The organism is Klebsiella sp. GN_Kp190, assembly GCF_040061795.1.
Classification (GTDB): Bacteria; Pseudomonadota; Gammaproteobacteria; order Enterobacterales; family Enterobacteriaceae; genus Klebsiella; species Klebsiella michiganensis.
This window is the reverse complement of sequence record NZ_JBEAFN010000008.1, coordinates 109,973-135,205: the sequence shown is the minus strand read 5'-3', so window position 1 is coordinate 135,205 and position 25,233 is coordinate 109,973. Positions and strand designations below refer to the sequence as shown.

Here is a 25,233-nt window from a genome sequence, read left to right as displayed (position 1 = left end):
CCCGGCGGGCTGTAAGCCGTTGTTCCGTGTCAGTGGAGGCGCATTATAGGGAGTTCTGAGACGTTGACAAGCCCTGTTTTCAAAAAATCTTTCAACCGTCTCTTTTTTGTGCAAAACGCTATGAAAGCGCCAGTTTTTCCAGCGACTCGAAGCCATAGCGCCGCAAAACGCTCAAAAGCTGCTCAGTTTCAGGCGTCAGCGCCATACAGTACGCAATATTGGCATCACTCGATTTTGCGTCAGGCGCTTCGTGCTCTAATAGCCAGGCGGTGCGACGCGCAATCGCCGCTCCGGAGTCGATCATTCTCGTCCCTTCCGGCAGAACCTGCTGCAGCTCTTCTTGTATTAGAGGGAAATGCGTACACCCCAGCACAACCGTATCAGGTGGTTCCTGCATTCGTAGCCAGGGACGCAGGATACGCCGCAGTTCATCCAGCGGGACCGGTTCACCGTGCAGTTTGGCCTCTGCCAGTTCTACCAGCTCTGCCGACCCCAGCATTTCGATTTTGCATTCATTCGCAAAACGGGCGATCAGTTCGCGCGTATAAGGGCGTTTTACCGTTCCGCGCGTCGCCAGCAGGCCAACAACGCCATTCGCCGTTAAGCGGGCCGCCGGTTTTATCGCCGGAACGACGCCGACAACCGGAAAGGCGAATTTATCGCGTAAGGCGGGGAGGGAAACGGTACTTGCGGTGTTACAGGCAATAACGGCCAGCGCCAGAGGGTAACGCTGCTGAACCGCAGTCACAATCTCCAGGACGCGTTCAACAATAAACTCTTCACTCTTCTCGCCGTAGGGGAAAGCAACGTTGTCGAAAGCGTAGATATAATGCAGATTCGGCAGAAGCTGCCGAATCTCATTGTAAACCGACAGCCCACCGACGCCGGAATCAAACACCAGCACGGTGGGACGTGGATCAGAAGGTGTAGCTGCCAGACAAGTAGTATTCTCGTCCTGCAGTTTGGTAGCCATAAGCTGTCTCGTAATCTTTATCGAACAGGTTAGCTATTTTACCACGAACTGTCAGGCGATCGGTGATCGGATACGATGCAGAAACGTCTACCGTGCTGTAGCTCGGCAAAATTCTTTGCGTATTGTTGTATTGGGAGGTGTTGTTATCGTAACGCTTCCCATAATACTGCCAGGACACATCCATATCGACATCAAACATGGACCAGTCCAGCTGATACTTTGCCTGTCGTTTAGAACGTCGGGCCAGCACTTCACCGTTATCATCGTTGCGCGGATCGACATACTGCAACGTTACGCGATGGCTGAAAATACCGGTATCGATACTTCCCGTCCATTCCACGCCTTTAATCGTCGCGGCATTGATATTGTCGTACTCCCCGTCATAGGTAACAGGATCGGAATAATAGGTAATCAGGTTAGTAATTTTGTAATGGTACGCGGACAAGCGCCAGTCCACGGGACCGGTGAGCCCTTCCAGCCCAGCTTCCCACTGTTTCGACTCTTCAGGTTTCAGATTAGGATTCGCGTTGATACCAAATCGAGTGGAGCCAAACTGTTGCCCTAAAGAAGGCGCGAGGAAGCCGGTACCGTAGCCGAGAGTCAGGCGATAATTTTCGACAAACTCCCAGCCTGCGGTAGTCTGCCAGGTACCGTGCCAGCCAAACTGCTCATCGTGGTCTTCACGTCCGGACGCTTCGAGGGTCACGTCGCCAACTTGCTGCTGGCCCGTCAGGTACAGTCCCGTATTGTCACGTTTGTAGGTATCCGACATCGCCGTGTCTGATGAAGTTAACCGCTGCTGCTGCCAGTCCACCCCTGCGCTGACAGAGCCATGACCGACAATAACGTTATTGCCCCACTGCAGGTTACGCTGCGTCATCCTGTCGAGCGTCGTCCCATCATTATAACGGCCATAAATACTGCTGTAGTTGTAGTCCTTTATCTTCTGATAGCTGGCGATGAGCTGGGAGGAATAAATTCCGGAATTAAAGTTCAGCCCCGCATCCCAGCTCTGGTTATAGAGCTGGCTTTCATCGGCGCTGTAGGCCGGGCTATACGGCGGGCTTCCCAGATCGTAATCAGAGTTGTTGGTGTAGCTGTGTCCGCGGAAGAAACCGTCAACATTCTCGTTAAATTTATGCTCGAGGCTGCCCCAAAACGTTTTATTACGAAAACCGTCGCGATCGCCGTCGTGATCCCAGGTTGAATCGGGCTGAACGTTAAAGCCTTTATTACCCTCATAAGAACCCGCAATCGTCGCCACCGTATCGCCAAAGCGATGGCGCAGGGTACCGTCATATTGTTGGTAGCCTTTCGATCCTACCCCAGCGGTAATTTTGGATTGTTCTTTATCGGAATGCGTAATGACGTTAATCACGCCGCCCATTGCCCCGGAACCATAAATCGCTGAACGCGGGCCGCGGATATATTCGACGCGCTGCACCAGCGACAAAGGGATCTGGTTCAGATCGGGGTTATTTGTAATGCCCGGTCGGGCCATGGGAACGCCGTCAACCAGCACCAGAACTTGTTTGGCTTCAGTACCACGGATAAACAGAGAGGAGGATTGACCCATGCCACCATTTTGCGCGACGTCCACGCCAGGCAATCGGCGCATCACATCGTTTAAATCTTTCGCCTGCCAGCGATCGATATCTTCCCGGGTAACCACATCGGTCGGCGCAAGAACCGTATTGACCGGCTGTTGAAAACGGTTTGCTGTGACCACTAACGTATCTGAATTGCTGTCCTGCGCCCAGCCGGAAAATGCCGTGACGGAGAGCGCCGTCATCAGCGAAGCTTTTTTAATCATTTTTAAAGCATCCGTAATAAACAAAGGATGCCGCCGGCTCTATCAGTAGCACGCGATGATAGAAACCAAATGCGACGTATTCCGGCAGGTCTTCGGGCTTGGAGTGTTTAATGGACGAGGACTTCCCGCTAAATAGCCGCAGTGTCTGCATAATGCGCTCATCCCACTTTTCCTTACCGCTGCGCGTCAGCTCCAGATTTACACTGGATTCCCTATTAACTCATAGGACCGGTAGCACGATGCTATAATCAGAAACATATAGATGTCCAGACTTCTACCGTTATATTTCCTTATATCATCAGGGCTGGACATCCCCGGCGCTTTCCCTACAATCCCCGCGTACTTATTTTATTCAGGATGCATCATGACCCCCGAACACCTTCCTACCGAACAATATGAAGCGCAGCTGGCAGAAAAAGTCGTCCGTTTGCAAAAAATGATGGCGCCTTTTAGCGCCCCGGTTCCGGAAGTGTTTCGTTCGCCGGTCAGCCACTACCGCATGCGCGCAGAGTTTCGCCTGTGGCACGATGGCGACGATCTGTACCACATTATGTTCGACCAGCAGACCAAATCCCGGATCCGCGTCGAGACTTTCCCGGCCGCCAGCGAGCTGATTAATCAGCTGATGGCCGCGGTGATTGAGGGCGTACGCGATAACCCGGTACTGCGCCACAAACTGTTTCAGGTGGATTATCTCACCACCCTGAGTAACCAGGCCGTGATATCGCTGCTGTATCATAAAAAGCTCGACGATGAATGGCGTCAGCAGGCGGCGCGCTTGCGCGATGCGCTGCGGGCGCAAAATCTGAATGTGCACCTGATTGGCCGCGCCACGAAAACTAAAATCGAGCTGGATCAAGATTATATCGATGAACGCTTGCCGGTTGGCGGGCGTGAAATGATCTATCGTCAGGTTGAGAATAGCTTCACCCAGCCAAATGCGGCGATGAACATTCAGATGCTGGAGTGGGCTATCGACGCCACTAAAGGCGCAACCGGCGACCTGCTTGAGCTGTACTGCGGCAACGGCAACTTTTCGCTGGCGCTGGCGCGTAATTTCGAACGCGTGCTGGCAACGGAAATCGCCAAACCGTCCGTCGCGGCGGCGCAATACAATATTGCAGCGAACCACATTGATAACGTGCAGATTATCCGCATGTCGGCGGAAGAGTTTACCCAGGCGATGAACGGCGTGCGGGAGTTTAACCGCCTGCAGGGAATCGACCTGAAGAGCTATCAGTGCGAGACGATTTTCGTCGATCCGCCGCGCAGCGGGCTGGATAGCGAAACGGAGAAAATGGTGCAGGCGTATCCGCGTATTCTCTATATCTCCTGCAATCCGGAGACCCTATGCCAGAACCTGGAAACGCTCAGTGAGACCCACGAGATCGCGCGCCTGGCGCTATTCGACCAGTTCCCCTATACCCATCATATGGAATGCGGCGTGCTGCTAACGAAGAAGTAAAGCTCGCGAAAAAACCCGGCAACAGCGCTGCTGCCGGGTGAGAGATTATTCAGCGACCGCGTTCTTGCGGTTGCGTAACCTGTAGCCAATCCAGAACACCATAATCACCGACAGAACCGCCGGGAAGAAGTTAGATCCGATGTCCGGATATTCCGCGCGCACGACGGTACTGTAAACCAGCACCCCGAGAATAAAACAGGCAGCGGCGAGCCCCGGCAAACCCACGGGCATACTACGATTCTGATAGCGCTGATGCAGGCAGTAAACCGTCAGCACCAACGACAAAATGGGGAAGATGGAAAAAGGGACAATGGAGCTGAACAGCGCGGCGAAGGTACCATTAATGGATAAACCTGCGATCAGCGCCAGCAGCAGCGTACCTCTATCTTGTACTGAGTGTTTCATTGCTCGTCCTTCACGTTATTCGGAATGATTTGATATTTTTTCTTGTTCACGGCGATACCAGTAATACGCGCCTTTCGAGATCATTCTGAGCTGCAGCACCAGGCGTTCTTCCAGCTGTCGACGCTGCTCCGGGCCCACATCGAGAGCCTCGGCGCCAGCGCTAAATACGATGGTGACCATAGCTTCAGCCTGCGCTTCGGTAAAGGCGCGCGGCATATGGTTTTCGATTTCTAAATAGTCGGCAAGTTCCGCGATAAAATGCTGAATTTCACGCGCCACGGCGGCACGAAACGCCGCGGAGGTACCGGAGCGTTCCCGCAGCAGCAGGCGGAAGGCGTTCGGGTTGTTGCCAATGAATTCCATAAAGGTGGAAACAGAGGTGCGAATGACGCTGCCGCCTTTAGCGATACGCTGGCGCGCCTGGCGCATCAGCTGGCGCAGCATGAGCCCGCTTTCATCCACCATGGTCAGACCCAGCTCATCGACGTCGCGAAAATGACGATAGAAGGACGTCGGGGCGATCCCCGCTTCCCGCGCCACTTCGCGCAGGCTCAAGCTGGCAAAACTGCGCTCAGCACTCAGCTGACTGAATGCCGCTTCCACCAGCGAACGCCGGGTTTTTTCTTTTTGTTGCGCTCTTACGCCCATCACGTTGTCTGAATCCTTCCATAAGCCCTTCCGGCACTATACCAGAGATTAGAACTAATCGGTTTACACTGGATTGTGAATGATTGTTTACGAGCTGTTTCTGCTTTTATGCCGCAAAAAAGCACAACGATAATTGGGTTAAAGCGCGGCGAATGTTATCATCGTGTTTATTTTATGTATAAAACAGGTGAGTAATGCCATGTCACACTCTTGGGATTATGATGCAATTGTGATTGGTTCCGGTCCTGGCGGAGAAGGCGCCGCCATGGGGCTGGTGAAACAGGGAGCACGCGTTGCCGTCATTGAGCGCTACCATAACGTAGGCGGCGGTTGTACCCACTGGGGGACCATCCCGTCAAAAGCCCTCCGCCATGCCGTCAGCCGTATTATCGAGTTTAACCAAAATCCCCTCTACAGCGACCATTCCCGTCTTCTTCGTTCTTCCTTCGCCGACATCCTGAACCATGCCGACAGCGTCATTAACCAGCAAACCCATATGCGTCAGGGTTTCTATGAGCGTAACCACTGCGAAATCCTGCAGGGCAATGCCCATTTTGTTGATGAACACACTATCGCGCTGGAGTGCCACGACGGTACCGTGGAAACGGTGACGGCGGAAAAGTTCGTGATTGCCTGTGGTTCACGCCCGTACCATCCGGCAGACGTCGACTTCCATCATCCGCGCATTTATGACAGCGACTCGATTCTCAGCCTGCATCACGAACCGCGCCATGTGATCATCTACGGTGCCGGGGTGATCGGCTGCGAATATGCGTCGATCTTCCGGGGAATGGAAGTCAAAGTGGATCTGATCAACACCCGCGATCGTCTGCTGGCGTTCCTCGATCAGGAGATGTCCGACTCGCTCTCCTATCACTTCTGGAACAGCGGCGTGGTCATTCGCCACAATGAAGAGTACGAAAAGATTGAGGGCGTTGATGACGGCGTCATCATGCATCTGAAATCCGGCAAAAAGCTCAAAGCGGACTGCCTGCTGTACGCTAACGGCCGCACCGGGAACACCGACTCACTGGCGCTGGAAAATATCGGTCTGCAAACCGACAGCCGCGGCCAGCTGAAGGTCAACAGCATGTATCAAACCGCCCTGCCGCATATTTATGCCGTCGGCGATGTGATTGGCTATCCAAGCCTGGCCTCCGCCGCCTACGACCAGGGCCGCATCGCTGCCCAAGCGCTGGTGAAAGGCGAGGCATCGGCGCACCTGATTGAGGATATCCCTACCGGGATTTACACCATTCCGGAAATCAGCTCCGTCGGTAAAACCGAGCAGCAGCTGACGGCAATGAAGGTGCCTTACGAGGTGGGTCGCGCGCAGTTCAAACATCTGGCCCGGGCGCAGATCGTCGGCATGAGCGTCGGTACGCTGAAGATCCTCTTTCATCGCGAAACGAAAGAGATCCTCGGGATTCACTGCTTTGGCGAGCGCGCGGCCGAAATTATTCACATCGGCCAGGCGATAATGGAGCAGAAAGGCGGTGGTAACACCATTGAGTACTTCGTTAACACCACCTTTAACTATCCGACGATGGCGGAAGCCTATCGGGTCGCGGCGTTAAATGGCTTAAACCGCCTGTTTTAACGCGGCGTCGAAATGGCCATCCATCTTACCGCGGATGGCCTCCGCCAGATGTTCATAGCGGCTACGCAGCGGCGAACCCGGGCGATAAACCAGCCCCACGGTACGTCTCGGCTCCGGCTTGATGCAGGGCACATAGACCACGCCATCGCGCTTTCTCTCCTGCGGTACGGCCAGGGCTGGCAACAGCGTGATGCCGCTACCGGCAGCCACCATGTTACGCAGCGTTTCGAGGCTCGTCGCCCGGAAATGGGTATCTTCATCGGCGCCCGCTTCAAAGCAAAAGCCCATCGCCTGATCGCGCAGGCAGTGCCCATCTTCCAGCATCAGCAACTTTTCACCGGCCAGGTCCGACATCGGCACGCACTCGCGGTTCGCCCACGGGTGATCTTCGTAGATAGCCAGCATCATGGGCTCATCAAACAGCGGCACCTCAATAAACGCTTCGCTCTCTTTGACCAGCGCCAGAATCGCGCAGTCGAGCTTACCGCTATCAAGCTGCGCTAAAAGCTGATGGGTTTGTGCTTCATGCAGATACATTTCCAGCTTGGGAAAGGTCTGGTGCAGCATCGGGATAATCAGCGGCAACAGATAAGGGCCAATCGTCGGGATCAGTCCAATATGCAGCGGCCCGGACATGGTCTCTCCCTGCTGGCTCGCCATTTCCTTAAGCACTTTGACTTCTCGTAGCACGGTACGCGCCTGATCCACCAGCAGCAGCCCTGCCTGGGTGAACAGAACCTTACGGCTGGTGCGCTCCAGCAACATCACGCCGAGTTCATCCTCCAGCTTACGGATTTGCCCGCTGAGCGTCGGTTGGCTGACGTGGCAAGAATCCGCCGCACGGCGGAAGTGGCGGTGTTCGGCTAGCGCTACCAGATATTCAAGATCGCGAATATTCATTATTCATCCTCCATCGCCACGATAGTCCATGGCGATAGATAGAATAGCAACGAACGATTATCCCTATCAAGGTTTCTGTTCAATAATAAACCCATAAATGAGGAAAAGTTCAGAAAATCATTGAGCTTCCTCATCACCTCTCTACCCGGATAACTAAAGCCAACGTGAACTTTTGCGGACCTTGTGTCCGCTTTTTTTTGCATAAAAAAGCCCGGAGTTACCCGAGCTTCGTTTATTTACCGCCTTAAAAGCAGCCCCGCAGGCGGATCACACCAGACGCTGTTTAGCGTCGGCAATCGCCTGAGCCACCTGCTGAGGAGAAACGCCACCTTTAGCCGCACGCTTATCCAGACACGACTGCAGCGCCAGAATCGGATAGACGTCATCCGCAATCACGGGGCTAAATTTCTGCAAATCGGCCAGAGGGAGATCCTCCAGCGGCTTGCCCTGGGCAATGGCTTCCACTACCGCTTCACCGACAATATGGTGCGCTTCACGGAACGGTACGCCTTTGGCAACCAGGTAATCCGCCAGTTCGGTGGCATTGGCGTAACCCTGCTGCGCGGCTTCTTCACAACGCGGGCGTTTTACCTGAATACCATCGAGCACCAGTGCCGCCATATGCAGGCAGTCGAGCCAGGTATCAAGCGCGTCAAACAGGCCTTCTTTATCTTCCTGCATATCTTTGTTATAGGCCAGCGGTAGCCCTTTGAGGGTCATCATCATGCCGGTCAGCGCACCCTGCACGCGGCCGCATTTACCGCGGATCAGCTCCAGCGCATCCGGATTTTTCTTCTGCGGCATCAGGGATGAGCCAGAAGTCACGCGGTCAGAAAGCTCAACAAAGCCCGCTTCGCCGGTATTGAAGAAGATCAGATCTTCAGCAAAACGCGACAGGTGGACCATACCGATTGAGGCATCGGACAGCAGTTCCAGTACGTGATCGCGATCGGACACGCTGTCCAGACTATTGCGGGTCGCCGATGCGAAGCCCAGCCAGCCGGCAAGCTGTTCACGATCGATTTCATAGGCGGTACCCGCCAGCGCGCCGCAGCCCAGCGGGCTGACGTCCAGACGTTTAAGCGCATCCTGCAGGCGGCTTTCATCACGCGCCAGCATTTCGACATAGGCCAGACACCAGTGGGCAAACGTCACCGGCTGCGCCCGCTGCAGGTGGGTATAGCCCGGCATAACGGCGTCCTGATTATTCTCCGCCGTCTCAACCAGCGCGCTTTGTAGCTGACGATTCGCCGACAGCAGTTCCATCACGGTATCTTTGCACCACAGCTTCAGGTCGGTCGCCACCTGGTCATTACGGCTACGCCCGGTGTGCAGCTTTTTGCCCAGCTGGCCGACCTTGTCGATCAGCTTACCTTCCACCCAGCTATGAATATCTTCCGCATCGCTTTCAAGGATCTGCTGCGGGTTAGCCCGCACGTCTTCCAGCAGAACGTTCAGCGCCTCTTCCAGCTGTAGCTGCTCATCGGCGGACAGTACGCCCACCGTCACCAGCGCTTTGGACCAGGCAACAGAGCCAACGATATCCTGCTCCGCCAGGCGATAGTCAAAGCGCAAAGAGTCGTTGAACTGTTTGAACCGCTGATCCGCTGCCTGAGTAAAACGCCCACCCCAAAGTGCCATAACATGCTTCCTTAATATCTTTGAATTTTATTACCCGGCGACGCTACGCTTACCGGGCCGACAAAATGATAAATTGATTATGCCAGTATACGCGTGCCGATCGGCGTGCCGTTAAACAGCGCAGGGAGCTGCTCCGCGTGGCGCCAGGAGGCGATATCGACCGGGCGGCCTAATGTCCGCGCCGCGTCCAGGGCCGCATTCACTTTGACGATCATGCCGTCGGTGATAATGCCCTGCTCGATCAGCTGTTCAGCCTTCTCGGCGGTCATTTCCGCGATGCGCTGCCCTTTGCCATCAAGAATGCCGCTTACGTCAGACAGCAGAATCAGGTCTGCGCCGAGCGTTGCCGCCAGCGCGGTCGCCGCCTGGTCGGCGTTGACGTTCATCAACTCGCCTTCATCGGTGACGCCGATGGAGCTAACGACCGGCATATAACCGCCCGCCAGCAGCGTGTTAATCAGCGCCGGAGAACCCGGCTGAGCGAATCCGACATGACCCAGCTCTTCATCAAGCTGCGTCACTTTGACGCTATCGCCATCGCCGAGGAATAGCCCAACGGCAGCCAGGCCGTGCTTCTTCGCCCACGCCAGCAGCGTTTTGTTGGCGGTTCCCGCCAGCGCGCCGGTAATAATGTCGATCTGATCCGCGGGCGTGACCCGCAGACCGTTTTTCTTGTTCACCGGCAGGTTGAGCTGCTTCATGAGTTCATCCACCACGCAGCCGCCGCCGTGCACAATAATCAGCGGGCGCTGATGGGATTCGCGGTAGTTCACCAGTGCCGTAAACAGGCGCTCAAGCGCTTCTTCGCTGTCCAGCAGGACGCCGCCAAGTTTGATAATTAAAGGATTCATCATCACACCTTAAATAAGAGACTGCGTCTCAGCGAAGCCGAAACGAATATTTGCGCACTGCACGGCCTGCGCGGCCGCGCCTTTCAGCAGGTTATCTTCCGCCGCCACCACGATGATATGTTCATCCTGGACCGCAAAACCGATATCACAGAATGGCAGACCCACGACATTTTTCAATGCAGGGACACCTTTATCGTATAAACGTACCAGCGGCTTATCCGCATAGGCCTGCTGGAATACCGCCGCCACCTGCTCTTTGCTCACGCCAGGCTTCAGACGGCAGGTAATGGTTTCCAGAATCCCACGCTTAAAATTGCCCAGATGCGGAGTAAAAATAACGTCCGCGCCCAGGTGGGTTGAAATTTCCGGGTGATGACGGTGGTTGAAAACGCCGTAGGGTTGCAGGCTGACTTCGCAGAAGCTATTGCCAATAGAGGCTTTACGCCCGGCGCCGCTGACTCCGCTGGTCGCGTTGATCACCGGCCACTGGTTAAGATCCAGCAGCCCCGCGTCGATCAGCGGTTTTAACGATAGCTGAGCCGCCGTCGGGTAGCAGCCCGGTACGGCGATCAGATTGGCTTCTTTTAGCTTTTCGACGCTCCACTCGGCCAGGCCGTAAACCGCCTGCTCCAGCAGTTCAGGGTGCTGATGAGTGAAACCGTAATATTTTTCATAGAAGGCGCCGTCATTAACGCGGAACGCCCCGGAGAGATCGAACACGACGCAGCCAGCGGCGAGAAACTGCGGCGCCAGGTCATGGCTTACCTCGTGTGCGGTAGCCAGAAAAACGACATCGACTCCGGCGCTAAACTCGCTGATATCGGACATCGGCTGCAGCGGCAGATCGACAATGCCTTTCAGCTGCGGATGCAAATCGGAAACTAATTTTCCCGCATCATTGCTTTGCGCGGAGACCGTCAATGCGGTTATGGTCATATGAGGATGGCGATTTACATAGGCCACTAGCTCTGCGCCGGCATAACCGCTGGCGCCCACAATCAGCGTGTTCAACATTGGGGCTCTTCACCTTCTTGCTTACGTATATTTGCCCTGGAAGACCGTTGCCTTCCCCACCCTGTTGAGCCGTAAGAGCATCATCCTTACATTCGATGGGTTTTCTTACGCTCAACGATAATGTATTTTTATTCACAAATAATGCATGAATATTGATACTATCACGACCCGAGGTGTGTCAACAATGAAAAACAAATTACCGCCCTTTATCGAGATTTACCGCGCGCTGATCGCCACACCTTCCATCAGCGCAACCGAAGAGGCGCTGGATCAAAGTAATGAGTCTTTAATCAATTTACTGGCAGGCTGGTTCCGCGATATCGGCTTTAATGTTGAAGTTCAGCCGGTCCCGGATACGCGTAATAAATTCAACCTGCTGGCCAGCAGCGGCCACGGCGCTGGCGGCCTGCTGCTTGCCGGGCACACCGATACCGTCCCGTTTGATGATGGCCGCTGGACCCGCGACCCTTTTACCCTGACCGAGCACGACAATAAGCTGTACGGTCTCGGCACCGCGGATATGAAAGGCTTCTTCGCTTTTATTCTCGACGCCCTGCGCGACGTTGACGTCACTCAGCTGAAAAAGCCGCTCTATATTCTGGCGACGGCCGATGAAGAGACCAGCATGGCCGGTGCCCGCTACTTCGCCGAGACGACCCAGCTGCGACCGGACTGCGCCATTATCGGCGAGCCCACGTCGCTGCAGCCGATACGCGCGCACAAAGGCCACATGTCCAACGCGGTTCGCATTCAGGGGCAGTCGGGCCACTCCAGCGACCCGGCACGCGGCGTCAACGCGATTGAACTGATGCACGACGCCATTGGCCGCATCATGCAGCTGCGCGACGACTTAAAAGAGCGTTATCACTACGCCGCGTTTACCGTCCCGTATCCCACACTTAACCTCGGGGCAATTCACGGCGGCGATGCCTCCAACCGCATTTGCGCCTGCTGCGAACTGCATATGGATATTCGTCCGCTGCCCGGAATGACGCTCAACGATCTCAACGGGCTCCTTAACGAAGCGCTGGCGCCGGTGAGCGAGCGTTGGCCTGGTCGCCTGACCGTTGCTGAACTGCATCCGCCGATCCCCGGTTACGAATGTCCGCCGGACCATAAGCTGGTTGAGGTCGTCGAAAAACTCCTCGGCGCGCAAACCGACGTGGTCAACTACTGTACCGAAGCGCCGTTTATTCAGACCCTCTGCCCAACGCTGGTGTTAGGCCCGGGCTCTATCAACCAGGCCCACCAGCCGGATGAGTACCTGGAAACGCGCTTTATTAAGCCGACCCGCGAGCTCATCACTCAGGTGGTTCACCATTTTTGCTGGCATTAAATACCCATTCTCTCGTGCGATTTTATCGGCGCGAGAGGGTGACAATTATCACATTTTCATAAGCAACGCTTATCAAGCGACCTCCGAGTTAAATTTCGCAAATTGCCGCCATTTATTCGTTTGCTGAAGCGATTTCGCAACAATTGACGTGGGGGTTTTTACGTGGCTTTATAAAAGACGGTTGCTTATCCACTGCTCAAATTATCGAGCGCCGGATATAACAAAATAAAATGAGATGGGGTGTCTGGGGTAACATGAACGAACAATATTCCGCTTTGCGTAGTAATGTCAGTATGCTCGGTAAGGTGCTGGGCGACACCATCAAGGATGCGCTGGGAGAAAACATTCTTGATCGTGTCGAAACTATCCGTAAGTTGTCCAAATCTTCTCGCGCTGGCAATGAAGCCAACCGCCAGGAGCTGCTCACCACGCTGCAAAACTTGTCCAACGACGAGCTGCTGCCGGTGGCGCGCGCCTTTAGCCAGTTTCTGAACCTGGCGAATACCGCTGAGCAATACCACAGCATTTCGCCAAAAGGCGAAGCGGCCAGTAATCCGGAAGTGATTGCCCGCACCCTGAGAAAGCTCAAAGAGCAACCCAATCTCAACGAAACGATTATTAAACAAGCCGTTGAATCCCTGTCGCTGGAGCTGGTGCTGACCGCGCACCCGACCGAAATCACGCGTCGTACGCTGATCCACAAGATGGGCGAGATCAACAGCTGCCTGAAGCAGCTCGATAACAACGACATTGCGGACTATGAACGTCATCAGGTCATGCGCCGTCTGCGCCAGCTGATTGCCCAGTCGTGGCACACCGATGAAATCCGCAAGCATCGCCCTACCCCGGTGGATGAAGCCAAATGGGGCTTCGCGGTTGTCGAAAATAGCCTGTGGGAAGGCGTACCGAACTACCTGCGCGAGCTGAATGAACAGCTGGAAGATAACCTGAACTATCGGCTGCCGGTCGATTTTGTTCCGGTTCGCTTTACGTCCTGGATGGGCGGCGACCGCGACGGCAACCCGAACGTGACCGCCGACATTACCCGCCACGTCCTGCTGCTCAGCCGCTGGAAGGCAACCGATCTGTTCCTGAAAGATGTCCAGCTGTTGATTTCCGAGCTGTCGATGGTTGAGTGCACCGACGAGCTGCGTGAGCTGGCAGGCGCGGAAGGCGCTCAGGAACCCTATCGTTACCTGATGAAAAAACTGCGCACGCAGCTGATGGAGACCCAGGCCTGGCTGGAAGCGCGCCTGAAAGGACAGAAACTGCCCAAACCGGCGGGCCTTATCACGCAAAACGAGCAGCTGTGGGAACCGCTTTACGCCTGTTACCAGTCGCTACAAGCCTGCGGTATGAGCATTATCGCCAACGGCGAGCTGCTCGATACCCTGCGCCGCGTAAAAGCCTTTGGCGTACCGCTGGTGCGTATCGATATCCGTCAGGAAAGCACCCGCCACACCGAAGCGCTGGGCGAAATGACCCGCTATCTCGGCATCGGCGACTATGAAAGCTGGTCAGAAGCCGATAAACAGGCCTTCCTGATCCGCGAACTGAACTCCAAGCGTCCTCTGCTGCCGCGCCAGTGGGAGCCAAGCGAAGAAACGCGCGAAGTGCTCGAGACGTGCAAAGTCATCTCCGAAGCGCCGCGCGGCTCTATTGCGGCCTACGTGATTTCGATGGCGAAAACGCCGTCAGACGTCCTGGCCGTGCATCTGCTGTTGAAAGAGGCCGGCATCGGCTTCGCGCTGCCGGTCGCCCCGCTGTTCGAAACGCTGGACGACCTGAATAACGCCGACGACGTTATGACCCAGCTGCTGAATATCGACTGGTATCGCGGCTTTATCCAGGGCAAGCAGATGGTCATGATCGGCTATTCCGACTCGGCGAAAGATGCGGGCGTGATGGCCGCCTCCTGGGCACAGTATCAGGCGCAGGACGCGTTAATTAAGACCTGTGAAAAAGCCGGCATTGAACTGACGCTGTTCCACGGTCGCGGCGGTTCTATCGGCCGCGGCGGCGCGCCGGCGCACGCGGCCCTGCTCTCTCAGCCTCCGGGAAGCCTGAAAGGCGGCCTGCGCGTTACCGAACAGGGCGAGATGATCCGCTTTAAATACGGCCTGCCGGAAGTCACCATCAGCAGCCTGTCGCTCTACACCAGCGCGATTCTGGAAGCCAACCTGCTGCCGCCGCCGGAGCCAAAAGCGCAATGGCGCGACATCATGGCCGAGCTGTCCGACGTCTCCTGCGAGATGTATCGCGGCTACGTGCGTGAAAATAAAGATTTTGTTCCTTACTTCCGTTCCGCGACGCCGGAGCAGGAGCTGGGCAAACTGCCGCTGGGCTCGCGTCCGGCAAAACGTCGCCCGACCGGCGGCGTCGAGTCGCTGCGCGCTATTCCGTGGATCTTCGCGTGGACGCAAAACCGCCTGATGCTGCCAGCCTGGCTGGGCGCCGGCGCCGCGCTGCAAAAAGTCGTTGAAGGCGGCAAGCAGAGCGAGCTGGAAAGCATGTGCCGCGACTGGCCGTTCTTCTCTACCCGCCTCGGCATGCTGGAGATGGTCTACTCAAAAGCCGACCTGTGGCTGGCGGAATATTACGATCAGCGTCTGGTGAAACCGGAACTGTGGAAGCTGGGCGAAGAGCTGCGTGAACTGCTGTCCGCCGATATCAACGTGGTACTGGCAATCGCCAACGACTCCCACCTGATGGCCGACCTGCCGTGGATCGCGGAGTCCATCCAGCTACGTAATATCTATACCGACCCGCTGAACGTGCTCCAGGCCGAGCTGCTCCATCGTTCACGTCTGGCGGAAGAGAAAGGTGAAAAACCGGACCCGCGCGTTGAGCAAGCGCTGATGGTCACCATCGCAGGCGTTGCGGCAGGCATGCGTAACACCGGCTAGTTCGCCCTGAGAAACCTGTAGCCCGGCTAAGCGTAGCGCGAGCCGGGTTAAAAACCATAGCTCCGGTAAGCATTGCGTTTACCGGAGCTTTTTTTATTAGTGGTGCAGCATTTCGTCGACAATCTGCTCTTTATGCAGGGCATAAGGATAGTAGGTTGGCCAGTTATCCATCTCTTTCAGCAGCGCTTCCTGGGACTCATTGCCCATAAAGATATGGAAATGTTGGGACTTGCGCGGCGCGATGGTGTGATCGCTAAACTGAACAAACTTCGGCGCTTTTGAATCCGCCTGCTGGCATTCGAACAGGTAGCGCACGCCTTTTTTACCGGATGCGTAGGTCAGAATTTTGTAGCCGGAATAGGCGTACCGGCAGGCGTTGACGGTTTTCCCGACGTGAAACTCCATGACGTTATCTTCGATACCAATCTGGTCCACATCGGTAGCGTAGCCCTTCTTATAATACTCCCGATATTCCGCCACGCTTTTACCGGCTTTTTTGGCCTTCTGCTCCAGCACGGCATCTAAATCGCCGTTCAGCAGATAGGGATTAACCGACTGCCAGATACCCTCCCAGTCGCTCAGCGCCCTGTCCTTTACGTCCTGGTCGGCAAAAATGCCTTCACTCGCCTTCTGCTCCGCTTCGGTCAGCGCCGGGCCATGGCTATGGTGGCCGTGGGCGACCGCCTGACTGCTCGCCAGGACCAGGCTTACACCAAGCATAAGTGCGGAAATCTTTCGGGTCATCACTCTCTCCTGAGTTTAGGTTTGCAATAATATGTTACGATATAACATATCAATCAAATCTTACAACTCTCTTCGCAGAAAAATCGCGCGGCTTTTCCCTCTGCCAGTTTGTTAGGTATGATGAAACGGGATCGCGCGACGCGGAGAGAGAATGGATAGCGACATTAATCAGGCCATTGATTCTTTTATTAAAGGCCCGGCGGTAATCGGCAAAGTCCACTTTTCCACAGAATCCAGACCGGCTTCTGAGAAAGCGCTAAGCGTCGATTTTCCGCGCCTCGAAATCATGCTTGCGGGGCAGCTTCGCGATCCGGCGATTAAGGCCGACCAGGCGCAGCTGACGCCGCACGATGTGCTGTACGTCCCCGCAGGCGGATGGAATGACCCGCAGTGGCTGATGCCCTCCACGCTGTTAACTGTCTTATTTGGTAAGCAGCAGCTGGAATTCGTTCTACGCCACTGGGACGGCAGCGCGCTTAACGTGCTGGATAAACAGCAGGTTCCTCGCCGCGGCCCCCGGGTTGGATCGTTTCTGCTGCAGGCGCTGAATGAAATGCAGATGCAGCCGCAGGAACAGCATACGGCCCGCTGTATTGTCACCAGCCTGCTCAGCCACTGTGCCGATCTGCTGGGCAGCCAGGTACAAACGTCATCGCGCAGCCAGGCGCTTTTTGAAGCGATTCGTAAACATATTGATGCCCATTTTGCCGACCCGTTAACCCGCGAGTCGGTGGCGCAGGCGTTTTATCTCTCACCAAACTATCTTTCCCATCTGTTCCAGAAATGCGGGCCAATGGGCTTTAACGAATACCTGAATCACATCCGTCTGGAGCAGGCCAGAATGCTGCTAAAAGGCCACGATATGAAAGTGAAAGATATCGCCCACGCCTGTGGTTTCGCCGACAGCAACTACTTCTGCCGCCTGTTTCGCAAAAACACCGAGCGCTCGCCGTCGGAGTATCGCCGTCAGTATCACAGCCAGCTGACGGAAAAAACGGCTTCGCTAAAAAACTAGATTTTTGTGTGTTAAACCTGACTTTTGTGCGTTCTTATTTTCCCATTTTAATCCGGGTGGCGGGATAAATGTGATCTAAATCATCCTTAACCGCAATGCGTACATTTATCCAGTTTTTGGCAAATTTGTCATCTGGCGACCCTCCGCGTGAAAGCCGTATTCTTTCCTCAACGACACTACCGAATTAAGCATTGAGGAAAGCATCATGGAACTCTATCTGGACACCGCAAACGTAGCAGAAGTTGAACGCCTGGCGCGCATCTACCCGCTGGCCGGCGTGACCACCAACCCGAGCATTATCGCAGCCGGTAAAACGCCGGTTTGGGATGTTCTTCCGCGCCTGCAAAAAGCCGTCGGTCCGGAAGGTATTCTGTTCGCCCAGACCATGAGCCGCGACGCGCAGGGCATGGTGGAAGAAGCCAAACGCCTGAGTAACGCCGTCCCCGGTATCGTGGTAAAAATCCCGGTCACCGCCGAAGGCCTTGCCGCTATCAAACTGTTGAAAAAAGAAGGTATCCCCACGCTGGGTACGGCGGTATATAGCGCATCTCAGGGCCTGCTGGCCGCGCTGGCCGGGGCAAAATATGTAGCGCCGTACGTCAACCGCGTCGACGCCCAGGGCGGTGACGGCATCCGCATGGTCCAGGAGCTGCAGTCCCTGCTGGAGCTGCATGCGCCGGAAAGCAAAGTGCTGGCCGCCAGCTTTAAGACGCCGCGCCAGGCGCTGGATTGCCTGTTAGCAGGCTGCGAAGCGATCACCCTTCCGTTAGATGTAGCGCAACAAATGCTCGGTACCCCTGCGGTAGAGTCAGCTATTGAGAAGTTTGAGCAGGACTGGAATAACGCTTTTGGAACGCTAAACCTGTAACCCGATCGGCGAGCTGCCCAGGGGGGTGGCATCACGGTCATCCAGGAGGAATAGAAATGGATCGCATTATTCAATCACCCGGTAAGTACATTCAGGGCGCGGACGTCATTACCCGCCTTGGTGGATACCTCAAGCCGTTGGCAGAACGCTGGCTCATCGTGGGCGATAAATTCGTACTCGGTTTTGCCGAAGAAAAACTGCGTAAAAGCCTGGCGGATGCGGGGCTGGCTGGCGAAATCGCACCGTTTGGCGGCGAATGCTCACATAACGAAATCAACCGCTTGCGTGATATTGCCGGTTCCGCCCGCTGCACCGCCGTGCTGGGTATCGGCGGCGGCAAGACGCTGGATACCGCAAAAGCATTAGCACATTTTATGAATCTGCCGGTGGTTATTGCCCCGACGATTGCCTCCACCGACGCGCCGTGCAGCGCGCTCTCGGTCATCTATACCGATGACGGCGAGTTCGATAGCTACCTGATGCTGCCGCGCAACCCGAACATGGTCATTGTCGATACGCAAATCGTTGCAGGCGCCCCGGCGCGCCTGCTGGCAGCCGGTATCGGTGATGCGCTGGCGACCTGGTTTGAAGCGCGTGCCTGCTCACGCAGCGGCGCGACCACCATGGCGGGCGGAAAATGCACCCAGGCGGCGCTGGCGCTGGCTGAACTGTGCTACAACACGCTGGTTGAAGAGGGCGAAAAAGCGATGCTGGCGGCGGAGCAGCACGTGGTGACGCCGGCGCTGGAACGGGTGATTGAAGCCAACACCTATCTGAGCGGCGTCGGCTTTGAAAGCGGCGGCCTGGCGGCTGCGCACGCTATCCATAACGGTCTGACCGCTATTCCGGACGCTCACCACTACTACCATGGTGAAAAAGTGGCTTTCGGTACGCTTACGCAGCTGGTACTGGAAAACGCGCCGGTGGAAGAGATCGAAACCGTAGCGGCGCTGTGCCATAGCGTCGGGCTGCCTATCACCCTGGCGCAGCTGGATATTAAAGTCGATATCCCGGGCAAAATGCGTACCGTGGCGGAAGCCGCCTGCGCGGAAGGTGAAACCATCCACAATATGCCCGGCGGCGCGACGCCGGATCAGGTCTATGCCGCGCTTCTGGTGGCCGACCAGTACGGTCAACGCTTCCTGCAAGAGTGGGAATAAACCCTCGCGACATACCCGCCAGCAGGCGGGTATGTTCTTTTCGCCCGCCATTGCCCGCCAAAACGATGTATTTTATAGTGCGATTTTCCTTTGGGTGAATCGTAGATATGCAGTCATCAAATCGAAGAATGAGCATTTACGCCATTTTGCAACAGGACAAAAAAGTCGTCGTCAATGACCTCGCCGAAAAGTTCGGCGTCACCAAAATGACCATCCGTCGCGATCTCTCTTTCTTTGAAAAACAAGGTATTGTAAAAACAACCTACGGTGGAGCCTACTTAACCCGCGGCGCCAGCGTCGAGCCCGGCTTTCAGCTGCAATCGATACAAATGGCCGATGATAAGCACCTGATTGGCCAGAAAGCCACCGAGCAGGTTGAAGATGGCGACACGATTATTATCGACTGCGGCACCACGCCGCTGGCGCTCGCTCATTTTATTTTCGATAAGAAAATCATGGTGATAACCAACTCCATTCCGGTGGTTAATCTCCTGAAAGGAAGAAAAAATATCAAGTTGATCGTCGCGCCCGGTGAATATGAAGACGCCAGCCAGGGAATGGTCTCTTTCAGTACCGCCGACTTCTTTCGTCATATCCACGCCGACAAAGTCTTCCTCAGCACTCAGGGCGTCAACGATCTTGGAGAGCTGACGGTTCCTGAAATGACCGATGCCCACGTCAAACAAGCGCTGATGCGCGCCGGGCGGCAAAAAATCCTGCTGGCGGACAGCAGTAAATTTGGTCAAACGTTCCTTGCAGGCCATGCCCGCCTGGCAGACCTTGACCTCGTTATCAGCCAGACCGGCCTCTCCCCCGATATCCTCTCTCTGATGCAAACGCAAAACGTACCGCTGCTGCTGGCGGATAGTCACCTCTGATGGCACAGGCACCCCGTTCTACCGCCCGTAAAGATGTGTTAAGGAAATAACCAGAACAAGCGGCGCCGAAGATGTTTTGACGCCGCAGAGAGAAGAGAAGGACGGGGAAATATGAAGCCTGCTTACGCCGGGCGCACGCCTAAAGTGTGGCAAATCGCGTAGCTCATTTCCGCGCGGTTCAGGGTATAGAAATGGAAATCCTTCACCCCTTCGCGGCTGAGAATCTTCACCATATCCATGGCGATGTTCGCCCCCACCAGCTGGCGGGTTTCGGCGTCATTGTCCAGACCTTCGAACATTTTCGCCATCCACGTCGGGATACGCACGTTGGTCATATCGGCAAATTTTTTCGCCTGCCTGAAGTTAGAGACCGGCAGAATGCCCGGAATAATTTCGACGTCGATACCCGCAGAGACGCAGCGGTCGCGAAAACGCAGGTAGCTTTCAACATCAAAGAAAAACTGGGTAATCGCGCGATTTGCTCCGGCTTCGACCTTGCGCTTCAGGTTAAGCAGATCGGCCTGCGCACTTTTGGCTTCCGGATGGACTTCCGGATAAGCCGCAACGGAAATATCAAAGTCCCCGACCTCTTTCAGCAGAGTCACCAGGTCGGCCGCGTACATATCCGGCTTACCGCTGCCAGGCGGCAGGTCGCCACGCAGCGCAACGATATGGCGAATTCCGCTATCCCAGTAATCTTTAGCAATGGTACGCAGCTCATCGCGGCTGGCATCGATACAGGTCAGATGCGGGGCGGCTTCCAGACCGGTACGCTCTTTAATACCTTTGATAATGCTATGGGTGCGGTCACGTTCACCGGAGTTAGCGCCGTAGGTCACGGAGACAAACTTCGGCTTCAGGCTGCTCAGGCGATCGATGGATTTCCAGAGGGTTTGCTCCATTTCACTGGTGCGCGGCGGAAAGAATTCAAAGGAGACGTTAATCTGGCCCTGCACTTCCGCCAGGCTCTGATTCAGGGCTTCCCGCTGATTGGCGTGAAAAAAGCTCATACCTTACCTCATCAATCGCATTTTATTGTTTGTTGTGTCGCGAACTTCTATACGTTTAGACGTCCAGATGTAAAAATGACGGAAAAGGGCATCCGCGTCAATAGAAAAATCAGCGTAAACAGTGAGGAATATTCAGCCAGGATGAAATCAATTCATCTCTTTTTCGCTAAGGCAATGATTTTTCAACGACTGCTGTTACCCTTTCCCGAACCCTCTCATTTGCGGGCAGCGTCACCATTCCCAGCCTAAGCGGAAGCTGCTGGCTGGCATCCTGCAAAGGACAAAAGACGACCCCCTGCCGCTGAATCGCGGAAAAAGAGGCCGGCAGGAGGATCAGGCCTTCTCCGCGCGCAATCCGCGCCAGCAGAACATCATGCTCGGCAGGCTCCTCCACGTAGGTGGGCACATAGCCTGCCCGGTCAAAAATACGTCGCGTATAGTCAAAAAAATCGGGATTACGCTCGCGTTTAAACCAGAACAGCGGCCGATGATTGAGTGCGCTTAACGTCAGCTCCGCCCTGGCGGCCTCCGGCCAGGATGCGGGTAGCGCCGCGATAAGCGGCTCCTGGTAAGACAAAGGATGCAGGTGAAGCCCCTCGGTATTCAGCGGCAGCGCCACCAGCGCCGCATCGAGCTTGCCCTTTCGCACCAGTTGGGCCAACGCCGGTGATGACTGACGAGTGATGTGCAATGCGCCGGTGTACTCACCCAGAGCGGATTCCGCGGCGGCGAAAACGCCTTGCTCAAAGGCGGTGGTCAACCCCAGACGCAGAGGCTGCTGCGCGGGCGCAGAGAGCTGGCTCAACGCCGCCAGGGTGCGATCCTGAAGCGCCAGCAGAGGCCGAATGATATCCAGCACCCGTCTTCCCTCGTCGGTAAGGATCAGACCTTTGGTATGCCGCAAGAATAGCGTTACCCCCAGCTGCGTTTCCAGATGGCGAATATGACGGCTCAGCGGCGGCTGCGAAATAAATAGCCGCTGCGCGGCCCGGCTGATGTTATTTTCCTCCGCCACCACCGCAAAGTAGCGCAGCAGGCGAATATCCAGAGTGTGTAAACGTGAATTTGTCATACTGAAAAGGTATCACGAAAAGGGTATTACTCAAGGCAGGAAAACTTCCCTAACCTTCCTCATTACGCATCATCACACTGAGGAAAAGCCATGACCAGCGAACGTTATACCATCGGACGAGAAATGCTACAGCGCGTGGACGGCAAAGGCGGCGACGCCGTCGTCAACAGCCTGAAGGATATCGCCCCCGATTTTGCCCGCTATCTGATTGAGTTCCCCTTCGGCGATATTTACGCCAGGCCAGGACTCGATTTACGCAGCCGTGAAATTGCCACTATCGCCGCGCTCACGGCGCTCGGTAACGCCGCGCCGCAGCTAAAAGTGCATATTGCCGCCGGGTTAAATGTCGGGCTGACGCAGGAAGAGATTACGGAAGTGATCATGCAGATGGCGGTCTATGCCGGATTCCCGGCGGCCCTGAATGGCCTGTTTGCCGCCAAAGAAGTTTTCGCGGCGCACTAAGGTGAAAAGACCAGGCGTTGCCTGGTCTTTAATTTATGGCTACAGCAGCTGCGCCAGACGGTTGATATCCGACTGAATCGCCCCGGCGGTCACATCACGACCAGCGCCCGGACCGCGGATCACCAGCGGGTTATCGCGATACCAGCGGCTCTCGATAGCAAAGACGTTATCACACGGCAGCAGCGCCGCCAGCGGATGCTCTTCGCGCACCGCTTCAACGCCGACGCGGGCTTTACCGTTAGCGTCAAAGCGCGCGACGTAGCGCAGCACCAGACCCATTTCGCGCGCCGCTTCCAGACGCTGCAGCATCTGCTCGTTCAGCGCTTCGCCGTTCTCGAAGAAGTGATCGACCGACCCCTCTTCGCAGTGGGCGGGCACCAGCGACTCAACGCGCACCTGATCCGGCTCGATGTTGTAACCCGCCTCACGAGCCAGGATCACCAGCTTGCGCATGACGTCTTTCCCGGAGAGATCGACGCGCGGGTCCGGTTCCGTCAGCCCCTGCTGCCAGGCCTGATCGACGAGGTCTGTAAACGGCACGGTGCCGTCAAACTGCAGGAACAGCCATGAGAGGGTGCCGGAGAAAATACCGCTCAGCGCCAGAATGGTATCGCCGCTATCAATTAAATCGCGCACCGTATGGTTGACCGGTAAACCGGCGCCGACGGTGGCGTTGTACAGCCAGTGGCGCCCGGTCTTCTCGAACGCGTCGTGGATCTGGCGATACTTACTGCTGCTGCTGGCGCCAGCCAGCTTATTCGCGCTGATAACGTGGAAACCATGGCTGGCGAAATCGAGGTACTGGTCGGCCAGCTGCGCGCTGGCGGTTACGTCCAGCACCACTAAATCATCGTACGGATGCGCGCGCATCCACAGGAACAGCGACTCTTCATCCTGCTCAACCGCCTCATCATTAAAGAAAGCCAGCGCGCGACTGGCATCAAGGCCTTCGTAATTAAGCAGGCTACGGCGACTATCCACGACCCCGGCAAGGATGAATTCAAACCCGGTGCGGGCGGAAAGCGTGGTCTGCTCGCGAGCAAACAGCTCCAGCCAGCGGGACCCGATATTACCTTTGCCAAACAGCACCAGGCCAATGCGTTTTTCCGCGCGGAACAACGACTGATGCAGCCCCTGAATAAGACTTTCCGTCGGCCCGGCGCGCAGCACCGCGACCAGGCTGATGCCCTCTTCTGATTGCCAGGTAAACTCTACCGGCTGACCCTTCAGCTGCTGCCAGAAACGGTGGCAGTGCAGCGGATTGCGGGTCACGCCAGCGCCAACCATCGCCACCAGCGCCAGTTTCTGACGCAGGCGCAGCTCGCCCGGCAGCCCCGCTTCGTCCAGCAGCTTCAGCGCGCTGTCGGCCACTTCAGAGGTGTAGCAGAACTGCAGCAGCTTACGGTCGGCGTGTACGCCAACCGCCAGCGGACGCAGCTGGGCGCGTTTTAAGATAGCGTCCAGCTCTTTATGCGCCAGTTTGAAATCCTGGCCGCCGGGTACCTGGAACTCAATCAGGCAGACATCATCATGGCTGGTCACGATACGCGCCCCGGTACCGGAAGCCAGCACGCGTTCGATGCGCGTTGAGCCCTGATCCGGGGTGTAGCTACAGCGTAATTGTAAATCGATATCGCTGCCGGAGACCGGCTGCAGCGTACGGGCATGCAGCACCGGCGCCGCCAGGCGGGCCAGTTCGCTGGCTTCATCCAGGCGCAGCAGCGGCAGCAGACAGGCGTCTTTCACTTTACGCGGATCCGCGCTGTAGACCCCGGCCACGTCGCTCCAGATAGTGACGCGAGACGCCCCGGCCAGGGCGCCGATTTGGGTGGCGGAATAGTCGGAACCGTTACGCCCCAGCAGGACGGTTTCCCCGGCGTTGTTACGCGAAATAAAGCCGGTCACCACCAGACGCTTGTTCGGGTGCTGCGCTATCAGCTGCTGCAAAAGCGGATAGGATAAACCTTCATCCACCTGCGGCTGCGCGGAGCGCTCGGCGCGCAGGAAGCTACGCGCATCCAGCCAGGCGGCTTCTACGCCAAGATGGTTCAGCACCGCCGCCATCAGGCGGGCCGACCAGACTTCGCCGTGACCGACGACTTCGGCGTATACCGCGTCGGTGACGCCGCCGTCAAGCAACCCGGCAAGGCGCTCAAGATCCTGAATAAAGATGGCAATCAGCGTGTCGGCAGCGTCTGGTGACAGCAGTCCGGAGATGAGCTCCATCTGATAACGACGGAGCGATTGTTGCACCTGATGCGCAGAAAGGCGATCGGTCTGGCTGAGCTTCAGCCAGCTGATCAACTGGTTGGTGGTACTGCCGGCGGCAGAGACGACCATCATGTCGCCCGCCTGCGAATACTCCGTCATAATACCCGCGACGCGCAGGTAACATTTCGCATCCGCTAAACTACTCCCACCAAATTTGTGCAGCTGACGACCCTTCGCCCCTGCCTGCGCAATCACACTCAT

At 56.0% G+C, this 25,233-nt stretch carries 21 protein-coding genes and 1 riboswitch; of the genes, 9 read left to right on the top strand and 12 right to left on the bottom strand.

What is annotated here, in order from left to right; all coding sequences use genetic code 11:
- Positions 1-118: 118 nt before the first annotated feature.
- Both murI and btuB read right to left on the bottom strand, forming a co-directional pair.
- Positions 119-973, bottom strand: coding sequence for a glutamate racemase (gene murI / locus ABLU67_RS06205; RefSeq protein WP_348852208.1), 855 nt, complete (start codon positions 971-973; stop codon positions 119-121).
- Positions 918-2,786, bottom strand: a complete 1,869-nt coding sequence (gene btuB / locus ABLU67_RS06200; RefSeq protein WP_029946902.1) for a TonB-dependent vitamin B12 receptor BtuB — start codon at positions 2,784-2,786, stop codon at positions 918-920. Before btuB ends, murI begins: the two co-directional genes overlap by 56 nt.
- 65 nt (positions 2,787-2,851) lie before the next feature.
- A riboswitch (cobalamin riboswitch) is annotated at positions 2,852-3,034 on the bottom strand.
- A 116-nt stretch (positions 3,035-3,150) separates the two neighbouring features.
- Here btuB and trmA point away from each other — a divergent pair.
- Complete coding sequence (gene trmA, locus ABLU67_RS06195; protein ID WP_014227442.1) at positions 3,151-4,251, top strand: tRNA (uridine(54)-C5)-methyltransferase TrmA; 1,101 nt, start codon at positions 3,151-3,153, stop codon at positions 4,249-4,251.
- A 45-nt stretch (positions 4,252-4,296) separates the two neighbouring features.
- Here trmA and ABLU67_RS06190 read toward each other — a convergent pair whose 3' ends face one another.
- Both ABLU67_RS06190 and fabR read right to left on the bottom strand, forming a co-directional pair.
- Entirely contained in the window at positions 4,297-4,656 is a 360-nt protein-coding gene (locus ABLU67_RS06190) for a YijD family membrane protein (RefSeq protein ID WP_004856046.1), read from the bottom strand.
- A 15-nt stretch (positions 4,657-4,671) separates the two neighbouring features.
- Complete coding sequence (gene fabR / locus ABLU67_RS06185) at positions 4,672-5,307, bottom strand: HTH-type transcriptional repressor FabR (RefSeq protein WP_004107582.1); 636 nt, start codon at positions 5,305-5,307, stop codon at positions 4,672-4,674.
- Between the two features lie 196 nt (positions 5,308-5,503).
- On the opposite strand from fabR, the gene sthA reads away from it, so the two are divergent.
- Positions 5,504-6,904 (top strand): Si-specific NAD(P)(+) transhydrogenase, encoded by a 1,401-nt coding sequence (gene sthA, locus ABLU67_RS06180; protein WP_004116922.1) that lies wholly within the window; start codon positions 5,504-5,506, stop codon positions 6,902-6,904.
- On the opposite strand, the gene oxyR is transcribed toward sthA, so the two are convergent.
- From oxyR to argC, 4 genes are all read right to left on the bottom strand, one after another.
- Positions 6,887-7,804: a DNA-binding transcriptional regulator OxyR gene (oxyR, locus tag ABLU67_RS06175; protein ID WP_014227441.1), complete on the bottom strand. Its 918-nt coding sequence runs from the start codon at positions 7,802-7,804 to the stop codon at positions 6,887-6,889. The genes sthA and oxyR overlap by 18 nt on opposite strands.
- A 267-nt stretch (positions 7,805-8,071) precedes the next feature.
- Entirely contained in the window at positions 8,072-9,445 is a 1,374-nt protein-coding gene (gene argH, locus ABLU67_RS06170) for an argininosuccinate lyase (RefSeq protein WP_014227439.1), read from the bottom strand.
- A 77-nt stretch (positions 9,446-9,522) separates the two neighbouring features.
- A complete protein-coding gene (gene argB, locus ABLU67_RS06165) occupies positions 9,523-10,299 on the bottom strand; it encodes an acetylglutamate kinase (protein WP_086544362.1) in 777 nt (258 codons plus the stop codon).
- Between the two features lie 6 nt (positions 10,300-10,305).
- A complete protein-coding gene (gene argC / locus ABLU67_RS06160) occupies positions 10,306-11,310 on the bottom strand; it encodes an N-acetyl-gamma-glutamyl-phosphate reductase (protein WP_004870566.1) in 1,005 nt (334 codons plus the stop codon).
- 184 nt (positions 11,311-11,494) lie between these two features.
- On the opposite strand from argC, the gene argE reads away from it, so the two are divergent.
- A complete protein-coding gene (gene argE, locus ABLU67_RS06155; RefSeq protein WP_014227436.1) occupies positions 11,495-12,646 on the top strand; it encodes an acetylornithine deacetylase in 1,152 nt (383 codons plus the stop codon).
- 254 nt (positions 12,647-12,900) lie between these two features.
- Complete coding sequence (gene ppc, locus ABLU67_RS06150) at positions 12,901-15,552, top strand: phosphoenolpyruvate carboxylase (RefSeq protein ID WP_032747324.1); 2,652 nt, start codon at positions 12,901-12,903, stop codon at positions 15,550-15,552.
- 96 nt (positions 15,553-15,648) lie between these two features.
- Here ppc and zinT read toward each other — a convergent pair whose 3' ends face one another.
- Entirely contained in the window at positions 15,649-16,296 is a 648-nt protein-coding gene (zinT, locus tag ABLU67_RS06145; RefSeq protein ID WP_025106569.1) for a metal-binding protein ZinT, read from the bottom strand.
- A 151-nt stretch (positions 16,297-16,447) separates the two neighbouring features.
- On the opposite strand from zinT, the gene ABLU67_RS06140 reads away from it, so the two are divergent.
- The 4 genes from ABLU67_RS06140 (at position 16,448) to ABLU67_RS06125 (ending at position 20,217) form a co-directional block, all read left to right on the top strand.
- The gene (locus tag ABLU67_RS06140; protein ID WP_025106568.1) at positions 16,448-17,311 is read left to right on the top strand and encodes an AraC family transcriptional regulator; all 864 of its coding nucleotides are present in this window, start codon (positions 16,448-16,450) and stop codon (positions 17,309-17,311) included.
- Positions 17,312-17,516: 205 nt separating this feature from the next.
- Positions 17,517-18,179, top strand: a complete 663-nt coding sequence (gene fsa, locus ABLU67_RS06135; RefSeq protein ID WP_004107558.1) for a fructose-6-phosphate aldolase — start codon at positions 17,517-17,519, stop codon at positions 18,177-18,179.
- Positions 18,180-18,235: 56 nt separating this feature from the next.
- Positions 18,236-19,339, top strand: a complete 1,104-nt coding sequence (locus ABLU67_RS06130) for a glycerol dehydrogenase (protein ID WP_014227433.1) — start codon at positions 18,236-18,238, stop codon at positions 19,337-19,339.
- A gap of 107 nt (positions 19,340-19,446) precedes the next feature.
- Positions 19,447-20,217, top strand: a complete 771-nt coding sequence (locus tag ABLU67_RS06125; protein ID WP_348852207.1) for a DeoR/GlpR family DNA-binding transcription regulator — start codon at positions 19,447-19,449, stop codon at positions 20,215-20,217.
- A gap of 122 nt (positions 20,218-20,339) precedes the next feature.
- Here the strand turns inward: ABLU67_RS06125 and metF are convergent, their stop codons facing one another.
- Positions 20,340-21,227: a methylenetetrahydrofolate reductase gene (gene metF, locus ABLU67_RS06120; RefSeq protein ID WP_004856019.1), complete on the bottom strand. Its 888-nt coding sequence runs from the start codon at positions 21,225-21,227 to the stop codon at positions 20,340-20,342.
- A 166-nt stretch (positions 21,228-21,393) separates the two neighbouring features.
- Complete coding sequence (locus tag ABLU67_RS06115) at positions 21,394-22,299, bottom strand: LysR family transcriptional regulator (RefSeq protein WP_038423924.1); 906 nt, start codon at positions 22,297-22,299, stop codon at positions 21,394-21,396.
- A gap of 90 nt (positions 22,300-22,389) precedes the next feature.
- On the opposite strand from ABLU67_RS06115, the gene ABLU67_RS06110 reads away from it, so the two are divergent.
- The gene (locus ABLU67_RS06110; RefSeq protein ID WP_004856015.1) at positions 22,390-22,761 is read left to right on the top strand and encodes a carboxymuconolactone decarboxylase family protein; all 372 of its coding nucleotides are present in this window, start codon (positions 22,390-22,392) and stop codon (positions 22,759-22,761) included.
- Between the two features lie 39 nt (positions 22,762-22,800).
- Here ABLU67_RS06110 and ABLU67_RS06105 read toward each other — a convergent pair whose 3' ends face one another.
- On the bottom strand, positions 22,801-25,233 hold the full coding sequence (locus ABLU67_RS06105; protein ID WP_014227430.1) for a bifunctional aspartate kinase/homoserine dehydrogenase II: 2,433 nt from the start codon (positions 25,231-25,233) through the stop codon (positions 22,801-22,803).

Excerpts from the sequence above, each read along its gene's own strand:
- ABLU67_RS06125 (WP_348852207.1), top strand. The coding sequence starts at position 19,447 with ATGCAGTCATCAAATCGAAGAATGAGCATTTACGCCATTTTGCAACAG.
- argB (WP_086544362.1), bottom strand. The coding sequence starts at position 10,299 with ATGATGAATCCTTTAATTATCAAACTTGGCGGCGTCCTGCTGGACAGC.
- btuB (WP_029946902.1), bottom strand. The coding sequence starts at position 2,786 with ATGATTAAAAAAGCTTCGCTGATGACGGCGCTCTCCGTCACGGCATTT.
- argE (WP_014227436.1), top strand. The coding sequence starts at position 11,495 with ATGAAAAACAAATTACCGCCCTTTATCGAGATTTACCGCGCGCTGATC.
- murI (WP_348852208.1), bottom strand. The coding sequence starts at position 973 with ATGGCTACCAAACTGCAGGACGAGAATACTACTTGTCTGGCAGCTACA.
- trmA (WP_014227442.1), top strand. The coding sequence starts at position 3,151 with ATGACCCCCGAACACCTTCCTACCGAACAATATGAAGCGCAGCTGGCA.
- argC (WP_004870566.1), bottom strand. The coding sequence starts at position 11,310 with ATGTTGAACACGCTGATTGTGGGCGCCAGCGGTTATGCCGGCGCAGAG.
- ABLU67_RS06130 (WP_014227433.1), top strand. The coding sequence starts at position 18,236 with ATGGATCGCATTATTCAATCACCCGGTAAGTACATTCAGGGCGCGGAC.
- metF (WP_004856019.1), bottom strand. The coding sequence starts at position 21,227 with ATGAGCTTTTTTCACGCCAATCAGCGGGAAGCCCTGAATCAGAGCCTG.
- ppc (WP_032747324.1), top strand. The coding sequence starts at position 12,901 with ATGAACGAACAATATTCCGCTTTGCGTAGTAATGTCAGTATGCTCGGT.
- argH (WP_014227439.1), bottom strand. The coding sequence starts at position 9,445 with ATGGCACTTTGGGGTGGGCGTTTTACTCAGGCAGCGGATCAGCGGTTC.
- ABLU67_RS06140 (WP_025106568.1), top strand. The coding sequence starts at position 16,448 with ATGGATAGCGACATTAATCAGGCCATTGATTCTTTTATTAAAGGCCCG.
- ABLU67_RS06190 (WP_004856046.1), bottom strand. The coding sequence starts at position 4,656 with ATGAAACACTCAGTACAAGATAGAGGTACGCTGCTGCTGGCGCTGATC.
- oxyR (WP_014227441.1), bottom strand. The coding sequence starts at position 7,804 with ATGAATATTCGCGATCTTGAATATCTGGTAGCGCTAGCCGAACACCGC.
- sthA (WP_004116922.1), top strand. The coding sequence starts at position 5,504 with ATGTCACACTCTTGGGATTATGATGCAATTGTGATTGGTTCCGGTCCT.
- zinT (WP_025106569.1), bottom strand. The coding sequence starts at position 16,296 with ATGACCCGAAAGATTTCCGCACTTATGCTTGGTGTAAGCCTGGTCCTG.
- fsa (WP_004107558.1), top strand. The coding sequence starts at position 17,517 with ATGGAACTCTATCTGGACACCGCAAACGTAGCAGAAGTTGAACGCCTG.
- ABLU67_RS06115 (WP_038423924.1), bottom strand. The coding sequence starts at position 22,299 with ATGACAAATTCACGTTTACACACTCTGGATATTCGCCTGCTGCGCTAC.
- ABLU67_RS06105 (WP_014227430.1), bottom strand. The coding sequence starts at position 25,233 with ATGAGTGTGATTGCGCAGGCAGGGGCGAAGGGTCGTCAGCTGCACAAA.
- ABLU67_RS06110 (WP_004856015.1), top strand. The coding sequence starts at position 22,390 with ATGACCAGCGAACGTTATACCATCGGACGAGAAATGCTACAGCGCGTG.